17 protein-coding genes are annotated in these 17,263 nt (G+C 68.6%); 6 read left to right on the top strand and 11 right to left on the bottom strand.

Annotation, left to right across the window (positions count from 1 at the left end):
- Positions 1-20: 20 nt before the first annotated feature.
- The 11 genes from DS843_RS17845 to DS843_RS17795 form a co-directional block, all read right to left on the bottom strand.
- Positions 21-830, bottom strand: a complete 810-nt coding sequence (locus tag DS843_RS17845; RefSeq protein ID WP_149470214.1) for an alpha/beta fold hydrolase — start codon at positions 828-830, stop codon at positions 21-23.
- Between the two features lie 12 nt (positions 831-842).
- The gene (locus DS843_RS17840; protein WP_286192164.1) at positions 843-1,598 is read right to left on the bottom strand and encodes a maleate cis-trans isomerase family protein; all 756 of its coding nucleotides are present in this window, start codon (positions 1,596-1,598) and stop codon (positions 843-845) included.
- 192 nt (positions 1,599-1,790) lie between these two features.
- A complete protein-coding gene (locus tag DS843_RS17835) occupies positions 1,791-3,014 on the bottom strand; it encodes an FAD-dependent monooxygenase (RefSeq protein ID WP_286192163.1) in 1,224 nt (407 codons plus the stop codon).
- A gap of 83 nt (positions 3,015-3,097) precedes the next feature.
- Positions 3,098-3,862, bottom strand: coding sequence for an ABC transporter ATP-binding protein (locus DS843_RS17830; RefSeq protein WP_149470212.1), 765 nt, complete (start codon positions 3,860-3,862; stop codon positions 3,098-3,100).
- A complete protein-coding gene (locus DS843_RS17825) occupies positions 3,859-4,671 on the bottom strand; it encodes an ABC transporter ATP-binding protein (RefSeq protein ID WP_208852270.1) in 813 nt (270 codons plus the stop codon). The genes DS843_RS17830 and DS843_RS17825 overlap by 4 nt, the downstream gene beginning before the upstream one ends.
- The gene (locus DS843_RS17820; protein WP_149470211.1) at positions 4,668-5,639 is read right to left on the bottom strand and encodes a branched-chain amino acid ABC transporter permease; all 972 of its coding nucleotides are present in this window, start codon (positions 5,637-5,639) and stop codon (positions 4,668-4,670) included. The genes DS843_RS17825 and DS843_RS17820 overlap by 4 nt, the downstream gene beginning before the upstream one ends.
- A gap of 1 nt (position 5,640) precedes the next feature.
- Entirely contained in the window at positions 5,641-6,513 is an 873-nt protein-coding gene (locus DS843_RS17815) for a branched-chain amino acid ABC transporter permease (RefSeq protein ID WP_149470210.1), read from the bottom strand.
- A 98-nt stretch (positions 6,514-6,611) separates the two neighbouring features.
- The gene (locus DS843_RS17810) at positions 6,612-7,748 is read right to left on the bottom strand and encodes an ABC transporter substrate-binding protein (protein WP_149470209.1); all 1,137 of its coding nucleotides are present in this window, start codon (positions 7,746-7,748) and stop codon (positions 6,612-6,614) included.
- A gap of 254 nt (positions 7,749-8,002) precedes the next feature.
- Positions 8,003-8,392 carry a hypothetical protein gene (locus tag DS843_RS17805; RefSeq protein WP_149470208.1) on the bottom strand — a complete coding sequence of 130 codons (390 nt, stop codon included), beginning with the start codon at positions 8,390-8,392 and terminating at the stop codon, positions 8,003-8,005.
- Positions 8,393-8,485: 93 nt separating this feature from the next.
- Positions 8,486-8,764, bottom strand: a complete 279-nt coding sequence (locus DS843_RS17800) for a hypothetical protein (protein WP_149470207.1) — start codon at positions 8,762-8,764, stop codon at positions 8,486-8,488.
- 158 nt (positions 8,765-8,922) lie between these two features.
- Positions 8,923-10,194 carry an amidohydrolase/deacetylase family metallohydrolase gene (locus tag DS843_RS17795; RefSeq protein ID WP_149470206.1) on the bottom strand — a complete coding sequence of 424 codons (1,272 nt, stop codon included), beginning with the start codon at positions 10,192-10,194 and terminating at the stop codon, positions 8,923-8,925.
- A gap of 705 nt (positions 10,195-10,899) precedes the next feature.
- Between DS843_RS17795 and DS843_RS17790 the strand changes: the two genes are divergently transcribed.
- The 6 genes from DS843_RS17790 (at position 10,900) to DS843_RS17765 (ending at position 17,260) form a co-directional block, all read left to right on the top strand.
- Positions 10,900-12,489 (top strand): gamma-glutamyltransferase family protein, encoded by a 1,590-nt coding sequence (locus tag DS843_RS17790; RefSeq protein ID WP_149470205.1) that lies wholly within the window; start codon positions 10,900-10,902, stop codon positions 12,487-12,489.
- A gap of 46 nt (positions 12,490-12,535) precedes the next feature.
- The gene (locus tag DS843_RS17785; RefSeq protein WP_149470204.1) at positions 12,536-13,690 is read left to right on the top strand and encodes an ABC transporter substrate-binding protein; all 1,155 of its coding nucleotides are present in this window, start codon (positions 12,536-12,538) and stop codon (positions 13,688-13,690) included.
- A 172-nt stretch (positions 13,691-13,862) separates the two neighbouring features.
- Positions 13,863-14,735, top strand: a complete 873-nt coding sequence (locus DS843_RS17780; protein WP_040137900.1) for a branched-chain amino acid ABC transporter permease — start codon at positions 13,863-13,865, stop codon at positions 14,733-14,735.
- On the top strand, positions 14,732-15,769 hold the full coding sequence (locus DS843_RS17775; protein WP_149470203.1) for a branched-chain amino acid ABC transporter permease: 1,038 nt from the start codon (positions 14,732-14,734) through the stop codon (positions 15,767-15,769). The genes DS843_RS17780 and DS843_RS17775 overlap by 4 nt, the downstream gene beginning before the upstream one ends.
- Positions 15,766-16,569 carry an ABC transporter ATP-binding protein gene (locus DS843_RS17770; RefSeq protein WP_149470202.1) on the top strand — a complete coding sequence of 268 codons (804 nt, stop codon included), beginning with the start codon at positions 15,766-15,768 and terminating at the stop codon, positions 16,567-16,569. The genes DS843_RS17775 and DS843_RS17770 overlap by 4 nt, the downstream gene beginning before the upstream one ends.
- The gene (locus DS843_RS17765) at positions 16,556-17,260 is read left to right on the top strand and encodes an ABC transporter ATP-binding protein (protein ID WP_109068476.1); all 705 of its coding nucleotides are present in this window, start codon (positions 16,556-16,558) and stop codon (positions 17,258-17,260) included. The genes DS843_RS17770 and DS843_RS17765 overlap by 14 nt, the downstream gene beginning before the upstream one ends.
- The last annotated feature ends 3 nt before the right edge of the window (positions 17,261-17,263 follow it).

The following is a 17,263-nucleotide window of genomic DNA, read 5'->3' as shown; positions in this document are numbered from 1 at the left end:
GTCCCTTTCCGGATGGGCGGTCAGACGGCGGTGCCGAGGAACGTGCCGAAGGCGCGGTAGAAGCCCTCTTCGTCGTCCCAGGGGATCATGTGCCCGGCTCCCTCGACGCGGGTGACGGCCAGCTCGGGCTGGAGGCTGCGGATCTCCGCCTCCTCCTCGGGCCGGATCACGTCGCCGCGCCCGGCGGCGATCAGCAGGGCGGGGCAGGGGATGCGCGGGAAGTCGGCGTGGATGTCGTCGGTCTGGAAGTCGTTGAAGGCGGTGACGATGGCCCGCTCGTCGCAGGTGTGCAGCCATTCGGCGCGCAGGCGGAGCTGCTCCTCCGTCCAGGTCGGGCAGAAGGGCCGCATCGCCTCCAGGTCCGCGCCCTCCCGCATGAGGCGGATGGAGTCCACGTACCAGGGAAGCTGCGCCGGGTAGGGACGGCGGCCCGGCCCGGAGACCGGCGGATCGACCATGACCAGCCGCGCCGGGGCGGCGCCATGGCGGCTGACCGCGCGCAGGCCGATGCGTGCGCCCATGGAGTGGCCGACCAGCGCGTAGTCGCGCAGGCCCAGCGCCTCGGCGAAAGCCGTCACGTCGGCGGCCATGGCGTCCAGCCCGTAGTCGAGCGCGTCCGACGCCTCCGACAGGCCGCGCCCGCGCACGTCGAGCACGTAGGTGTCGAAGTTGCGCCCGAAGCGCTCCGCCACGAAGCCCCAGGTGACGGCGGGGCTGGTGATGCCGGGCACGATCACCACGGGACGCCCTTGGCCGCCGTAGCGCAGGTAATGCTGGCGGATGCCGTTGGCGCGGATGTTCGCGCCGTAGCGGTAGGTGCTGCTGGTCATCGCATCCCCCGCTCAGTAGGCGCCGGAGAGCAGGGCGCCGGCCCCCGGAACGCGCGTCGGCAGGTTCAGCGCCTTCAGCTTGGCGTAGGTGGTGGCGACGGCGGCGCTCAGCACCGGCTTGCCGGTCATCGCCTCGACCTGCGCGATGGCGGGCAGCGACGGCATCTGGACGCAGGCCGACAGCACCACGGCGTCCACCCCGGCGGTGTCCAGGCCCGCGACGATCCCCGGCAGGCGGGACGGGTCGTGGCGCCCGACCTCCAGATTGTCGGGGATCTCCAGCGCCCGCCAATCGACGACCTGCACGCCCTCATGCTCGATGTAATCGACGACGAGCTGGGCCAGCGGCTTCATGTAGGGGGCGACCAGGGCGATCCGCTTCGCGCCCAGCACATGCAGCCCATCGACGAGCGCGCCCGCGCTGGTGATGACCGGGGCGGCCCCGCCGTTTTCCACGGTGCGCCCGTGCAGCCGCTCCTGCGAGACGCGGTGGTAGCCCTTGCCCATGCTCATGATGGCGACGAGGCAGGCGTAGCCCAGCACATCGACGCGGGCGTCCGACAGCTCCAGCGCGCAGCGGTCGGACTCGGCGTCCATGGCGGCGAGTTCCTCCTTCTTCACCGTCTTCATGCGCATGCGGCTGGAATGGAAGGTGAAGCGGGTGCCGTGCGCCAGCGCGTGGGCGGTCAGCATCGCCGGGATTTCCGTCTCCATGGTCGTGTTGGAGCTGGGGACGATCTGGCCGATGCGATAGGTCTTGCTGTTCATGGTCGTTCTTTCGGATGGCGGGCCGGGGAAGTGTCGCGGGGGGAGGCGGGTCAACACGAAGGCACGAAGACACAAAGAATTTCACAAAGAGGATTTTGAGACAGATGCCTGCCCAAGCAGAGCAGACGTCTTTGTGATCATCTTTGTGTCCTTCGTGTCTTCGTGGTGAACCCCACTTCACATCACAGGACTTTAAGCGGCCAGTTCGGACTTCGAACCGACGGAGGGCCGGAAGGCGCGGGCGTCGTACTGGTAGACCCAGTTGGCCTGGATGCCGGTGGCCTGCGGGTTGAAGAGGCCGCGCAGCCAGTACATGAAGTCGCGCTTCGCCTGGGCCAGCGGGGAGGGCAGGTGGTAGGTCCGCCCGCGCTCCCGCGCCTCAAGCTGGACGCGGCTGGTGCGCGGAAGCCGCTCCGCCTCGTAGTCGCGCAGCGCCGAGGCCACGTCGCTCCCGTGTCCCTTCAGGGATTCGGCCAGCACATAGGCGTCCTCGATCGCCATCGCCGCCCCCTGCGAGAGGAAGGGCAGCATGGGGTGTGCTGCGTCGCCCATCAGCGTGATGCGGCCCTTCGACCAGCCCGTCATCGGGTCGCGGTCGAACAGGCCCCATTTGTAGACCTGATCCACCTTGCTGAAGAGCGTCTCCACGTTGCGGTGCCAGCCGCGGAAGGCGCCCAGCATCTCCTCCTTGCTGCTGGGGGCGTTCCAGGACTCCTCCACCCACTCCTTGGTTTCGGCGACGGCCACGATGTTCACCGCCGTGCCGCCGCGCACGTAGTAGGTCACGACGTGGCTGTGCGGCCCGAACCAGAAGGAGGCGTCGGGGCTGACGTAATCCACCACGCCGCCGGTCGGCACCACGGCGCGGTAGCACATGTGGCCGGTGAAGCGCGGCGCCTCCGGCCCGAACAGGGCGGAGCGCACGACGGAGCGCACGCCGTCCGCGCCGACGATCAGGTCGGCCTCGAACTCGCTGCCGTCGCTGAAGCTGGCGACCGCCGTGCTCTTGTCCTGGCGGACGCCTGTGCAGCTCACCCCGAACCGGGCGATGCTCTCCGGAACCAGCGAGGCGAGGATGGCGTGCAGGTCGGCCCGGTGGATGTGGATGAAGGGCGCGTCGTAGAGCACCGGGCAGGTCTCGATCAGCGGCGTGCGGAAGCTCTCCCGCCCGCTGCGCCAATTGCGCCCGACCAGCGACTGCGGCAGGAAGCCGGCGGCCAGCATCTTGTCGAGCAGACCCAGCGATTTGATGACCTTCACCGCGTTCGGCGTCATCTGGATGCCGGCGCCGATCTCGCCGAAGCCCGGCGCCCGCTCGAACAGGCGGACCTCGAAGCCGCGCTGGAGCAGGCTGCCGGCCAGCGCGACGCCGCCGATGCCGCCGCCGACGATGCCAATTCGCATGTTGGTTCGCACTCTTGCCTCCTGAAGGACGGCGACCGGAATTGTTCGGTCGTTCGTTTAATTATTGATGCCGCGACGGTTGCCCGATGGCTGCTTCAGCCGCCCAGATAGGCGCGCAGCAGGTCGGGATCGCCGCGCAGTTCCGCCGAGGGGCGGCTGGCGGTGATGCGGCCCGTCTTGACCACATAGGCGCGGCTGGCGACGCCCAGCGCGTTGTGGATGTTCTGCTCCACCAGCAGAACGGTCACGCCGTGGGCGTTGACGGAGCGCACCACGTCGAACACCTCGTCGGCCATCTTCGGGCTGAGGCCGAGGCTGGGCTCGTCCAGCATCAGCAGCCGCGGCTCCGACATCAGCGCGCGGGCAATGGCGAGCATCTGCTGTTCGCCACCGCTGAGCGTCCCGGCCATCTGGCGCGACCGCTCGCGCAGGCGGGGGAAGCGGTGGAAGGCCATGCCGACGCGCCGCTGCACCTCCTCGCGCGAGCGGCAGAGATAGGCGCCGAGCGCGATGTTCTCCTGCACCGTCATGTTCGGCCAGACGTGCCGTTCCTCCGGGCAATGGGCGATGCCGGCGGCGACGATGCGGTCGGCGGGCAGGTTCGCGATGGACTTGCCGTTCCACAGGATGGTGCCGGAGCGCGCCTTCAGCAGACCGGAGATGGCCCGCAGGATGGTGCTCTTGCCCGCACCGTTGGCCCCGATCAGGGCGACCGTCTCGCCGGCCCGCACGTCCAGCGACACGCCGTGCAGCGCCGCGGTGGAGCCGTAGGCGACGTGCAGCCCGTCCACGGCGAGGACCGGCGCGGCGCCGGGCTGGGCCATGGTGGAGAGGGAGGGGGATTCGGAGAGCAGCGTCATGCGGCGGCCTTTCCGAGATAGGCTTCGGCGACCTGCCGGTTCTCAATGATCTCGGCGGGCCGGCCCTCGGCCAGCTTGCGGCCGAAGTTGAGGACGACGATCCGGTCGGACACCGCCATGACCAGATCCATGTTGTGCTCCACGATCAACAGCGCGTCGATGCTGCGCCCGATCAGCGTCTTCAGCACCGCGCCGAAGGTCCCGGCCTCGTGGCTGTTCAGCCCGGCGGCGGGCTCGTCGAGCATCAGCAGGCTGGGCTTGGCGGCCAGCGCCACCGCGACCTCCAGAAGGCGCAGCTCGCCGCAGGACAGAAGATGCGCCGAGGCGTTCATGCGCTGGGCCAAGCCCATCATCTCGACGATGGCCGCGGCGCTCTCCCGCGCTTCCCGCTCGGCGCGGCGGACCGCCTCGCCGGGGAAGAAGGTGGCGAGAAGGGATTGGCGGCTCGCCATGTAATGGCCGGTCAGCACATTTTCGAAGACCGTCAGCCGCTTCATGACGTTGGTCTTCTGGAAGCTGCGCACGAGGCCGAGCCGGGCGATGGCGTGGGGCTTGCGGTTGGTGATGTCCTGCCCCTTGAAGCGGACCCGCCCGTTGCTGGGCGCGTAGAAGCCGGTCAGCATGTTGAAGCAGGTCGTCTTGCCGGCGCCGTTGGGGCCGATCAGGCCGACGATCTCGCCAGGCTCGATGTGGAAGCTGAAGTCCTTCACCGCCGTGATGCCGCCGAAGGTCATGGTCAGATCGTCGGCGCGCAGAAGCGGCTGCCGGTTGACGGTCGGCTCGGTGGTCGGCTCGGTGGTCGCCGTCATACGGTGCGCTCCTTCGCGGCGTTGAGGGTCGGCTTGGCGGCCTGCTGCTCGCGGCGCAGGGCGATAAAGCCCATCAGGCCGTTGGGCAGGAACAGGACGATGGCCATGACGATCAGCCCGAACAGGGTGAGGCGGAGTTCCTGCACCTCGCGCAGATACTCCTCCAGCACCGTCACGATCACCGCGCCGGCCAGCGGGCCGATCAGCGTGCCCTTGCCGCCCAGAAGCACCATGATGATCATCGTCGCCATGAAGGCGAAGCGGAACACCTCCGGCCCGACGAAGGAGATGTAGTGGGCGTAGAAGCCCCCGGCCAAACCGGCCAGGAAGGCGCCCAGGACGAAGGCCTGCATCGCCGTTCCGAAGGGATCGACGCCGATGGACTGCGCCACGTAGCGGTTCTCGCGCACCGCCACCGCCGCCCGCCCGGCGTTCGAATAGACGAAGCGGTAGGAGAGGTAGAGCGCCACCGCGGCGATGCCGAGCACGATCAGGAAGAAGCCGGCCTTGTCTGTGACGGCCACGTCCCCGAACAGGTTCTGGCCGACGCCCGCCAGACCCATCGGGCCGTTGGTCACCGCGATCCAGTTGTTGGCGACAATGCGCAACACCTCGGCGAAGGACAGGGTGACGATCACGAAATAGGGGCCTTGCAGGCGCAGCGTGATCGCCCCGATGGCGAAGCCGAAGACGGCGGAGACCAGCCCGGCCAGCGGGATCGTCACCCACATCGGCATCCCCGCCTGGGTGGACAGCAGCGCCGCCGTGTAGGCCCCGGTGCCGAGGAAGGCGGTGTGGCCCAGCGAGAATTCGCCGACATAGCCGACCACCAGATTGAGGCTGCTCGCCAGCACCGCGTAGAACAGCGCCATGATGGCGAGGTGCAGGATGTACTGGTCCGACACCGCGAAGGGCAGAAGCGCCGCCCCCGCCAGAAAGGCCAGGAGGATGTTGCGTTCCAGGGTCATGTCAGGCCCTTTCCGTGCGGATCGAGAACAGCCCCTGGGGCCGGAACAGCAGGATCAGGATGACCAGGACGAAGCCGATGACGTCCACCATGCCCATGGAAACGTAGCCGCCCCACATCGCCTCCGCGACGCCCAGCAGAAGGCCCCCGGCGATGGCGCCCGCGAAGCTGCCCATGCCGCCGAGGATCACCACGACGAAGCTCTTCAGGCTGATCAGCCCGCCGACCGACGCCTGGGCGGAGTAGATGGAGGCCAGCAGCATCCCCGACAGGGCGGCCAGCGTGCAGCCCAGCGCGAAGGTGGCGGCGTAGACGTGGCCGGTGCGGATGCCGGCGAGGCTGGCCGCCATCGGGTCCTGGAAGGTGGCGCGCATCGCCGCCCCCAGCCGGGTCCGGCGGATCAGCAGATGGGCGCCGACGATCAGCGCGATGCCGACCGCCACGGCGAGCAGACGCAGCTTGGTCACCGCGATCGGGCCGAAGAACAGCGGCCCTTCGGCCATCGCGCCGGCCACCTTCATGGGCGCCGGGCCGACCAGCAGGAGCGTGCCGTTGACCAGGAAGATCGACAGGCCAATGGTCAGCAGGATGCCCGGCTCCTCACCCTGGCCGCGCACTCGCTCGATCAGGAAGCGGTCGACCAGCCAGCCGACGGCGGCCATCGAGGCGGCGACCACGATCAGGCCGCTGAAGAAATCGAGGCCCAGGTGATTGGTGACGAACCAGCCGCTGACCCCGCCCAGCATGTAGAATTCGCCATGGGCGAAGTTGACCACGCGCATCAGGCCGAAGATCAGCGTCAGCCCAAGGGCGGAGAGCGCGTAGAACACGCCCATCACCAGCCCGTTGGCCAGGAACTGCGGAAAGAGATCCATGACGTTCTCGCAAAAGCAGGCCCGCACGAACCGTGCGTTGGATCGGTGTGCGCCGCGGGAACGGTGCCGTCACGGCATCCCCGCGGCGCGCCCGCCGGTCAGTGCGGCGCGTCCACCGGGGTGGAGGCGATCACCTTCGGTTCGCCCTTCTCGATCCGCACCAGCACGGCGTCGAAGCCGTAGGCCTGGCCCTTGTCGGTGAACTTGTAGACGCCGTTCGGCGCCTCGTAATTGGTCTTGGCGAGCGACGCCCGGATGGCCTCCGCGTCGGTCCCGCCGGCCCGCGCGATGGCCTGCCCGGCGATGTTCAGGGCGTTGTAGCCGGCGGCGCCGTACTTGCCCGGCTTGATGCCGTACTTCGCCTCGTATTTCTGGACGAAGCCCTGGTTGCGCGGGGTGTCCATGCTGGAGGCGTAGGGGACGGCGGCGTGGATGCCCTCGGCTGCCGGGCCCGCCAGATTGATGAAGTCCGCCGTGGCCCAGGAGCCGACGCCGAACACCTTGGTGTCCAGCCCCATTTCGCGGATCTGCTTGACCAGGATGGAGCCGTCCTGCGTCTCGGCGGCGACGAACACGCCGTCCGGCTTGGCGGCGCGCAGCTTGGTCAGAAGGGTGAAGAAATCGGTGGCGCCGTGGTCGAAATACTCGGTCAGCACCGTCTTGACGCCCAGCGCCGTCAGATCGCGGGAGAATTCCTCGACCCCGCCGCGGCCCCAGTCGTCGTTGACGCCGATGTAGGCGACCTTGGTCAGCTTCAGGTCGTTGGCGAGGATCTTGGCGAAGGCCTCCGCCATCAGCGCGTCCGTCTCGGCGGCGCGGAAGAAGTAGGGGTTGCCCTGCTCCGTCAGGCTGGCCTTCGACGACACGCCGGTGATCAGCGGCAGCTTGTATTTCTGGGCCACCGGCATGATCGCCGCGGTGGCGGAGCTGCAGAAGGCGCCGACCAGCGTGACGACCTTGTCCTTCTGCACCAGCTTTTCGACGGCGTTGACCGAGTTGGCCGGGGTGCACTGGCCGTCCTCGACGATCAGTTCGATCTTCTTGCCGAGGACGCCCCCCGCGGCGTTCATCTCCTCGACGGCGAGCCGGGCGCCTTCCACCACGGACTTGCCGTTGTAGGCGACCGATCCGGTCAGCGGCTGAACCAGCCCGATCCTGACCGTGTCCTGCGCCTGCGCCGGAACCGACGCGGCGATGCCGGTCAACAGCAGGCCGCCCAGAACCACGTTTCTCATCTCTCCCTCCGCTTCGACGGTGATGTCGCGATGACGGCGAATGACGATTCCCTGTCTGCGCCCCGCCCTTGTTCGGCGTGGGCGCGTCGGCCCGTTGCGGGAACGGTGTGCCGTCCGATGCGGCAACCGTTTCCGTGTTTTATTATACGGCCAATTAATTATTCAGGGATGCTAACGGTCGTGTCGCGGCGCTGTCAATCGCTTTTCCGACGAAGACGGTCGGGGATTTTTTGCGGAAGTGTCCGGCGCGCTCCTCAGCGGAGCGCGTCGAGCGTGTCGGCGTTGGGGCAGAGCCGGGCATGCTCCGGCTGCGCGCAGCCCTCGGCCAGCAGATGGCGGCAAGCGCGGGCGCTGCGGCAGAGCGCGCAGACCCGTTGCAGGTCGTTCATCAGATCGGGGCGGTCCTGCTCCACCACGGCGCCATCGACCCCGTGCAGCGCCATCGCGGCGGGCAGCAGCGCACCGACATGGCCGGCGCGCAGCACGGCGGGCGCGTTCAGGTCGGTCAGCCCGGCGTCGGCCAGCACGCGGCTGCGGTCATGCGGCGCCAGCGTCCGGAGCGCGTCCAGGGAACGGGCGCTGCGCCAGCCGCGCATGAGTTTCGCGCACAGGCCCTCATGCGGCGCGGGGGCGGGGATGGTCATGGGACTCTCCGAAGCGGGTTATTAATCGTTCGATTAATATTCCCTGCCGGAAGCCCCCCCGCCTTGATGTGGATCAGCCGTGCCCGGATTCCGTTACGGTGCGGGGCGCGTTCCGACGCAGCGCACGGCGTAGCGCCGGAAGCCGAAGCCGGATTCGCCCTCGCAGCGCTCCACCACGAAGGCCGCGCGCCGGGTGACGACGCGGCTTCCCATGGCGAGCGGGGTGTCGTGCGCCAGTTCCAGCATCATACGCTGCCGGCGCTGCGGGTGGGACAGCAGCAGAGCGCGGGCCTTGCCCAGCCGCCGCCCCTCGGCGTCGCGGCAGCGGGCCGGAACCTCGAACATCCAGAAGGCGAGCGCGGCTTCGGACATGGGCGGAGTCCTTGTGGGATGGTGGGGTGTTCGGGTGCTGACGGTGCCCCCTCCCTAACCCTCCCCCTCTTCGAGGTGGAGGGGACTGCCGCCGCTTCGCAGAAGGCACCCTCTCCCTCGAAGAAGGGGAGGGTCGGGGAGGGGGCAAGGCCGCTGCGTTACGCCGCGACCGGAATCGGCTTGGGCAGCAGCGGGCTGTCCACCTCCATCGCCACGCCGTCGCGCAGCGAGAAGGCCGGGACGATCATCTCCGGCGCGGTCACCCGCTCCCCGCTGTTGTCGCTGAGCTGCCAGCGGCCCGGTTTGACCTCCAGAACCGCCACGTCGGCGGCCATGCCCGGGCTCAGCGCGCCGATCTCGTCGGCCATGCCCAGCATGGCGGCGGGATTGCTGGTCACCGTCTTCAGAACATCGCCCAGCGCCATGCCGAGCGTCAGAAGCTCGGTCATCGCGTGGGTCAGGCTGAAGGGGGCGACGCCGTAGAAGGGGTTGGCCTCCCGGTCGCCGCCGGCGCCCGCCGTCGGGGCCTTCACGTTGTAGCCGTGCAGGTCGGCGCCCAGCGTGTAGGGCAGGATGCCCGCCGCCAGCGTCCGCCGCGCCATCTCGAAGCTGAAATGCGAGCCGTGGCCGACATCCACGGTCAGCCCGCGCTCCAGCGCTTTGTAGATCACCGGATGCACCTCGCCCGTGCGGGTGGAGATGAAGCCGCCGGGGTGGCGGGTGAAGGGGTGGGCCAGGATGTCGCGCGAATCCAGAAGCGGGACCAGCTCCTCCACCAGCATGTCGGGATCGACGGCCTCGCCCCCCTCCACCTCCGGCCAGAGCTGGCCGAGATGGACGTAGAGCGGCACGCCGATGCCGTCGGCGATGCGCTTGGCCTGCTTGATGACGTCCAGCCCCCAGCGCGAGGCGCCGCCGACCTCCGCATGGGCCTTGATGCCCTTCACGATGTCGCGGTTCTCGCGCCCGACGCGGATGGTGGCGTCCACATCGACGCAATCCGGGCGGTAGAGTTGCGGGTAGTAATGGCCCTCCAACCCGCCGACCAGATAGGCCGACAGGAAGCACAGCGTGCGCGAGCGCGCCGGTTCGGCGATGAAGCGGCGGAAGGCCGGCAGGGTCATCAGGCTCGGTCCGCCCTGGTCGACCAGCGTCGACACGCCGGAGCGCACGCCCACCATGTCCGGGTTCAGCCCGAACCGCCCGGTCACCTTCTCGAAGACGTGCGCGTGGGTGTCGATCAGGCCCGGCGTCACGAGCTTTCCGGTCACGTCGAGGATGGTGTCGGCGGCATCGTCGGGCAGCCGTTCCGCCACCGCCGCGATGCGGCCCTTCGCGACCGCCAGATCGCCGACCAGATCCAGCCCGTTGGCCGGATCGAGAATCCGTCCGCCACGGAGCACGAGGTCGAACGTGTGCGTGTCTGACATAACCCACCTTCTTGCGCTGATTTTTATCTGGCCGGATCTTCAGCAAGGGGCATGCCAGGGCGGGCGGGAGGCGCTGGCGCGCACAAAACTTCAGCACACTGACAATTGACCGTCCGTTGGGCATCCGGTGGTCAAAATACGCACAATACGGCATACCAAAGCATGCGGTGGGCGTGGCGGATCGGCCGATTTTCCGCAGTATACTGATGATTTGGGGCGGGCGAGTGGGTGAGGTGCCCTGCCGTCAATTTGTGCACGAACGCAGAAATCGAGGCGGGGATTCAGGTAATTCAACGGTTCTCCACCCTTGCAAGGCACCCTGCGGCGGGCTGCCGCCAAGCGGTCGGTGGGGTCCCGCCAATCGTCAGCATGCTGATTGATGCCTGTCCGGCAGGCAGCGATTGCGCAGGAATGAAGCGGACGGCGAAAGCTGTTCCACTGCTGGGTTAATCGTTTTGTTTCAGTGAGATGCCCTCAAACTCACCGGTGTCGGCCCACGATTCGCCGCACCCGCTTGCCCAACAATCGGGCGTTTCCAGGGCTCCGGGCACCGTCCCGCCCATCCTTTTCTCGAACCGGATTGCGCAGTGTTGTGCCGGTTGGCACGCTGTTCGCAGAGGGGATGGAAACCAACGGAAAACGTCGGATATCCGTAATCATGCCAGGGTTTCTTCCCATCCCGCAGCCTTTTTCCGTGAGGTTCTCATGCTGAACACGCCGCGCAGCCGTCGGGGAATGGTCACGTCCCCGCATCATCTCGCCAGCCAAGCCGGTCTCCAGATCCTGCGCGACGGCGGCACCGCCGTCGAGGCGGCGGTCGCGGTCGCCGCGGCGTTGGCCGTCGTCTACCCGCACATGACGGGCATCGGCGGCGACGGCTTCTGGCTGATCGCCGAGCCGGGGCGCGATCCCGTCGCCATCGACGCCTGCGGCGGCGCGGGCAAGGCCGTCTCGCTCGACCTCTACCGGCGCCACGGCCATGCGGCGGTGCCCTGGCGCGGGCCGCTGGCGGCGAACACGGTCGCCGGCACCATCGACGGCTGGCGCGAGGCGCTGGCCCTCAGCGCCGGCTGGGCCGACCCGCTGCCGCTCGCCCGCATCCTGGATGAAGCCATCGCCCATGCGGAGCAGGGCATCCCCGTCACCGCCAGCCAGGAAGGGCTGACCCGCCAGAAGCTGCACGAGTTGAAGGACGTTCCCGGCTTCAAGGACACCTTCCTGCCGGGCGGCGACGTGCCGCGCGAAGGCTCCACGCTGAAGCAGCCGGCGTTGGGCGCCACGCTGCGCCGGCTGGCGGCGGAGGGGCTGGACAGCTTCTACCGCGGGCCGCTGGCCGCCTCCATCGCGGCGGATCTGCAACGCGCCGGATCGCCGGTGGACGCGGCGGATCTCGCGGCCCACGCGGCGCACCGCCGCCCGGCCCTGTCGGTGGGCGTGCGCGGGGCGCGGCTGTTCAACCACCCGCCGCCGACGCAGGGTCTGGCCTCGCTGATGATCCTCGCTTTGTTCGACCGGCTGGGCGTGACGGAGGGCGAAGGCTTCGACCACATCCACGGGCTGATCGAGGCGACCAAGCAGGCCTTCCTGGTGCGCGACCGCGAAGTCGGCGACCCCGCCTACATGGGGCGGGAGGCGCAGACCTTCCTCGACGACGCGGTGCTGAACGGGCTGGCCAACGACATCGACCGCGCCCGCGCGCTGCCCTGGCCGCATGTGGCGAAGCCGGGCGACACGGTGTGGCTGGGCGTGATCGACGGGCAGGGCCGCGCCGTCAGCATGATCCAGAGCGTCTATTTCGAATTCGGCTCCGGCCTCGTCCTGCCGGACACCGGCATCACCTGGCAGAACCGCGGCGCCTCCTTCCGACTGGCGGAGGATGGCTGGAACGCGCTGTCTCCGGGGCGCAAGCCCTTCCACACGCTGAACCCCGCGATGGCCCGCTTCGACGACGGGCGCAGCATGGTCTACGGCACCATGGGCGGGGAGGGGCAGCCGCAGACGCAGGCCGCCGTCTTCTCCCGCTACGCGATGTTCGGGCAGGGCCTGCAGGCCGCCGTCACGGCGCCGCGCTGGCTGCTCGGCCGCACCTGGGGCGAGGACAGCGTGACGCTGAAGCTGGAAAGCCGCTTCGACCCCGCCCTGGTCGCCGCCCTGCGCGACGCCGGGCACGAGGTCGAACTGCTCGATCCGTTCACGAGCACCATGGGGCATGCGGGCGCCATCGTCCGCCATGCCGACGGAACGCTGGAGGGGGCGACCGATCCCCGCAGCGACGGCGCGGTCGCCGCCTGGTGACCACCGCCCACTGACGGTTCAAATCAAGAAGAGGGGGCTAGACGACATGCGGACGATGAAGACCACGGCGTTGCTGCTCGGCGCCGCGCTGCTGGCGCCGGGCGTGGCCTTTGCGCAGGAGACGATCAAGATCGGCGTGACCCAGCCGCTGACCGGCGCGGTCGCCGCGTCGGGCAACTACGTCGCCAACGGCGCGCGGGTGGCGGAAGAGGTCGTCAACGCCAACGGCGGCGTTCTCGGCAAGAAGATCCAGCTCATCATCGAGGACAACAAGAGCAACCCGAAGGAAGCCGTCGCCTCCGCCGAGAAGCTGATCGTGCGCGACAAGGTCCCGGTGCTGATGGGCGCCTGGAGCTCCACCTTCACCCTGGCGGTGATGCCGAAGCTGGTGGAGTACGGCGTGCCGATGGTGGTGGAGACCTCCTCCTCGACCAAGATCACGACCTCCGGCAACCCGTGGGTCTTCCGCATCGCCCCGACCTCCGCCATGGAGGCCAAGTCCTTCGCGGAGAAGCTGGACCACTTCCAGCCGGCCATCCAGAAGGCCGATTTCCTGGCGGTGAACAACGACTTCGGGCGCGGCTCGGCGGACGAGTTCCGCAAGATGCTCCAGGCCAAGGGCGTCAAGATCGGCGTCACCGAAACGATGGCGCCGGAGGCCACCGACCTGTCGGCCCAGCTCTCCAGCATCAAGCAGTCGGGCGGCGACACGCTGTTCGTCACCACCGGCGTCGAGCAGATCACCCTGATCCTGAAGCAGGCGGCGGAGTTGCGCCTGCCGCACCGGATCATCACCAACGGCGGTTCCTCCTCCCCCGACCAGCTCATCGAGCAGGCGGGGGCCGCGGCGGACGGCGGCTACTTCACGCTGTTCTTCGCCCCCTGGTTCCCAGAGAAGGCGGTGCACCCGCAGGTCGCCAAGACCTTCGTCGATGGCTGGAACAAGAAGGGCTACGACTTCGCCGGCCTGACCGAGGGCTACCGCGGCTATGACGGCATCATGACCATCGTGGAAGCCATCAGAAAGGCCGGCAAGGCCGAGCCGCAGGCCATCCGCGACGCGCTGTGGACCGTCAAGCTGGACGGCGTGAACGGCGACATCGCCTTCAAGAAGGACGGCCCGGAAGGCAAGGAGAGCGGCCAGAACGAGGCCAACGTCTACGTCGTCCAGGTGAAGGACGGCAAGGTGACGATGCCGTAACCGGCTTCACCGCCCTCTCCCGACCCGGGAGAGGGAAGGGGCCCGCGCCGAGGGCGCGGGAAGGGTGAGGGTACCGGCAAGGATCAGCGCGTCGATCCTCGGACGACCCTCACCCGTCGCCTTCGGCGCCACCCTCTCCCGGGGCGGGAGAGGGGAAGTAAGGAGACACGCGGTGGAAGCGCACCTACAGCACCTTCTGAACGCCGTGGTCCTGGGGGGGACCTACGCGCTGCTGGGAATCGGCCTGACGCTGATCTTCGGCATCATGCGCGTGGTCAACTTCACCCATGGCGAGCTTTACACCTTCGGCGCCTACATGGCCTACATGCTGGCCGGGATGATGGGGCTGAACTTCTTCATGTCCCTGGCGATGGCAGCATTGCTGGGCATGGCGCTGGGCGCGCTGATCGAATTCACGCTGCTGCGCCCGCTGAAGGGCGCCGACATCGACACCACCATGCTGGTGATGATCGGCGCCGGCATCGCCATGCAGGCCGGCGAACAGCTTGTCTGGGGCGGTGTCGCGAAGTCCGTGCCCAGCCCCTTCCCGACCGAGCCGGTGGTGCTGGGGTCGGTGTCGGTGGGCATGAACCGGCTGTTCGTCCTGGGCGTGGCGCTGCTTCTTCTGGGCGGCTTCTACCTGCTCATCAACCGGACGAAGCTGGGCGTCGCCATGCGCGCCACCTTCCAGGACCCGGACACGGCGGCGCTGATGGGCGTCAACCGCGGGCTGATGTACACGCTGACCTTCGCGCTCGGCTCCGGCCTCGCCGCGACGGCGGGGGCGCTGCTCGGCCCGATTTTCGTGGTCACGCCGACCATGGGCGATCTGGTGGCGCTGAAGGCCTTCGCCATCGTCATCCTGGGCGGGCTGGGCAACATCCCCGGCGCCACCATCGGCGGCTTCGTCCTGGCGCTCGCCGAGGAGTTCGGCGCCGGCTACCTCTCGTCGGGCTACCGCGACGCCATGGGCTTCCTGCTCATCATCGCCGTGCTGATCGTGCGGCCCCAGGGACTCTTCGCCATGAAGGAGCGGATCGGATGACGACGCGTCTCCTCCCCTGGCTGTTCGTTCTGGTCATGGCGGTCGGGCCGCTGTGGCTGGGCGACCAGTACATCCTCTACATCCTGACCTCCACCGGCATCTTCATCATCGGGGCGATGAGCCTGAACCTGCTGCTCGGCTACACCGGGCAGCTCAGCCTCGGCCACATCGCCTTCTTCGGGATCGGGGCCTACACCAGCGCGCTTCTGTCGCTGGGCTTCGACCTTGATTTGGGCGGGGCGGAGCCCTTCGTGATGGGGCCGCAGCCGGTGTGGGTGGCCTTCCTCGGCGGCATCCTGGTGGCGGCGCTGTTCGGCTTCCTGATCGGCAAGCTCGCCTTCCGGGTGCGCGGGGCCTACTTCGTCATCGTCACCATCAGCTTCGCCCAGGTCATGCGCATGGTCGCGCTGAACTGGGTGGACCTGACCGAAGGGCCGATGGCGCTGAACAACATTCCGCCGCTGTCGGTCTGGCTGCCGTGGGACGGGGTGATCCCGCTTTACAGGAAGGAATACAACTACCTTCTGGTGCTGGCGGTCGCGGTGGTCTGCTTCCTGGTGATCCAGCGGCTGGTGCAGTCGCGGGTCGGCCGGGCGCTGGTCGCGCTGCGCGAGAACGAGTCGCTGGCGCGCTCGGTCGGCATCGACGTGACGCGCTATCTGGTCGTCGCCACGGTGATCGCGGCGGGCATGGCCGGGGCCGCGGGCGGCCTCTACACCCACTACATCCGCATCGTCGATCCGGACGTCTTCATGTTCATCTACACGGTGACCATGGTCATCATGGTGGTGACGGGCGGCAAGGGCACGCTGGCCGGACCCATCGTCGGTGGCCTCGCCTTCGGCATCCTGCCCGAGCTGCTGCGCGAGGTGGCGCGGCCCGAGGTGCAGTGGATCATCTACGGCGTCGCCATGATCGTGGTGGTCTTCTTCCTGCCGCAGGGCATCGTTCCGGCGGTGAAGAACTGGTTCGCCAGCCGCCGCAAGCGCGTTGCCGCCACGGCGCTGGGCCTGCGCAAGGAGACCTCCGCATGAGCCTCGCCCTCGACACCGCTGACGCCCCAATATTGGAAGTGCGCGAGGTGGCCGTGCATTTCAGCGGCCTGATCGCCATCGCCTCCATGAGCTTCGCCGTGCCGGAGGGGGAAATCGTCAGCCTGATCGGCCCCAACGGGGCGGGCAAGACGACCGCCTTCAACGTCATCACCGGCTTCCTGAAGCCGACCGGCGGGAAGGTGCTGTTCCGCGGCACCGACCTGACGCGCCTGTCCTCCAACCGCATCGCCGGTCTGGGCGTCGTGCGCACCTTCCAGCGCACCAGCATCTTCGCCGGCTGCACCGTTTTCGACAATGTGCTGACCGGGATGCACCGGCAGGGCCGGGCGGAGACCTGGGGGGCGTTGCTGCGGCTCGCCTCCGTGCGGGCGGAGACGGAGCGGATGCGGGCGGCGGTGGCGGAGATCCTGGCCTTCGTCGGGCTGTCGCACCGCGCCGACGAGCTGGCCGGCAACCTCGCCTACGGGGAGCAGCGGTTGCTCGGCATCGCCATCGCGCTGGCCGCCGACCCGAAGCTGCTGCTGCTGGACGAACCCGCCGCCGGGCTGAACCCGTCGGAGACGGAGGCCTTCATGGGCGTCGTCCAGCGCATCCGCGACCGCGGCGTGACCATCCTGCTGGTCGAGCACGACATGCGCATGGTGATGACCATCTCCGACCGCGTGGTGGTGCTGAACCACGGGCGCATCATCGCGGAAGGCCGGCCGGAGGTCATCCGCGCCAACCCGGACGTGATCCAGGCCTATCTGGGCCAGGGGGTGAAGCATGCTAAAGGTTGAGGGGATCACCGTCTGCTACGGCCAGATCCCGGCGCTCCGCAACGTCTCGCTGACGGTGGAGGAGGGGGAGCTGGTCACCCTGATCGGCGCCAACGGGGCCGGCAAGACCACCACGCTGCGCGCCATCAGCGGCCTGCTGCCGCTGGCCTCGGGCCGCATCACCTTCGAAGGGCGGGAGATCGGCAACGCCGCGCCGCGCACGGTGCTGGCGCTCGGCGTGGCGCACTGTCCGGAGGGGCGGCGCGTCTTCCCCCACCTGACCGTGCGCGAAAACCTGGAGATGGGCGCCTATCTGCGGCGCGACCATCAGGCGGTGTCCCAGGACATGGAGCGGCTGTTCCACCGCTTCCCCCGCCTGAAGGAGCGGCTGAACCAGCCCGCCGGCACCATGTCGGGCGGCGAGCAGCAGATGCTGGCCATCGCGCGGGCGCTGATGTCGCGCCCGAAGATCGTGCTGTTCGACGAGCCGTCGCTGGGCCTCGCCCCCAACCTCGTGGAGCGCACCTTCGAGATCGTGTCGGACATCCGCCGGGAAGGGACCACCGTGCTGATGGTGGAGCAGAACGCCTACGCCGCGCTCGACATGTGCGACCGCGCCTACCTGCTGGAAAGCGGGCAGGTGATGGAGCAGGGCACGGGGCAGGCCATGCTCGCCAACGACCACATCCAGCGCGCCTACCTCGGCGGCTGAGAA

This window comes from Roseomonas genomospecies 6 (assembly GCF_008365375.1).
Classification (GTDB): Bacteria; Pseudomonadota; Alphaproteobacteria; order Azospirillales; family Azospirillaceae; genus Azospirillum.
The sequence above is the reverse complement of the archived record's forward strand: the minus strand, read 5'-3'. Positions and strand labels throughout refer to the sequence as shown.

What these genes read in the sequence shown, in the direction of transcription:
- DS843_RS17845 (WP_149470214.1), bottom strand. Translation starts at nt 830, where the DNA reads ATGACCAGCAGCACCTACCGCTACGGCGCGAACATCCGCGCCAACGGC.
- DS843_RS17840 (WP_286192164.1), bottom strand. Translation starts at nt 1,598, where the DNA reads ATGAACAGCAAGACCTATCGCATCGGCCAGATCGTCCCCAGCTCCAAC.
- DS843_RS17830 (WP_149470212.1), bottom strand. Translation starts at nt 3,862, where the DNA reads ATGACGCTGCTCTCCGAATCCCCCTCCCTCTCCACCATGGCCCAGCCC.
- DS843_RS17825 (WP_208852270.1), bottom strand. Translation starts at nt 4,671, where the DNA reads ATGACGGCGACCACCGAGCCGACCACCGAGCCGACCGTCAACCGGCAG.
- DS843_RS17820 (WP_149470211.1), bottom strand. Translation starts at nt 5,639, where the DNA reads ATGACCCTGGAACGCAACATCCTCCTGGCCTTTCTGGCGGGGGCGGCG.
- DS843_RS17815 (WP_149470210.1), bottom strand. Translation starts at nt 6,513, where the DNA reads ATGGATCTCTTTCCGCAGTTCCTGGCCAACGGGCTGGTGATGGGCGTG.
- DS843_RS17810 (WP_149470209.1), bottom strand. Translation starts at nt 7,748, where the DNA reads ATGAGAAACGTGGTTCTGGGCGGCCTGCTGTTGACCGGCATCGCCGCG.
- DS843_RS17805 (WP_149470208.1), bottom strand. Translation starts at nt 8,392, where the DNA reads ATGACCATCCCCGCCCCCGCGCCGCATGAGGGCCTGTGCGCGAAACTC.
- DS843_RS17800 (WP_149470207.1), bottom strand. Translation starts at nt 8,764, where the DNA reads ATGTCCGAAGCCGCGCTCGCCTTCTGGATGTTCGAGGTTCCGGCCCGC.
- DS843_RS17795 (WP_149470206.1), bottom strand. Translation starts at nt 10,194, where the DNA reads ATGTCAGACACGCACACGTTCGACCTCGTGCTCCGTGGCGGACGGATT.
- DS843_RS17790 (WP_149470205.1), top strand. Translation starts at nt 10,900, where the DNA reads ATGCTGAACACGCCGCGCAGCCGTCGGGGAATGGTCACGTCCCCGCAT.
- DS843_RS17785 (WP_149470204.1), top strand. Translation starts at nt 12,536, where the DNA reads ATGCGGACGATGAAGACCACGGCGTTGCTGCTCGGCGCCGCGCTGCTG.
- DS843_RS17775 (WP_149470203.1), top strand. Translation starts at nt 14,732, where the DNA reads ATGACGACGCGTCTCCTCCCCTGGCTGTTCGTTCTGGTCATGGCGGTC.
- DS843_RS17770 (WP_149470202.1), top strand. Translation starts at nt 15,766, where the DNA reads ATGAGCCTCGCCCTCGACACCGCTGACGCCCCAATATTGGAAGTGCGC.
- DS843_RS17765 (WP_109068476.1), top strand. Translation starts at nt 16,556, where the DNA reads ATGCTAAAGGTTGAGGGGATCACCGTCTGCTACGGCCAGATCCCGGCG.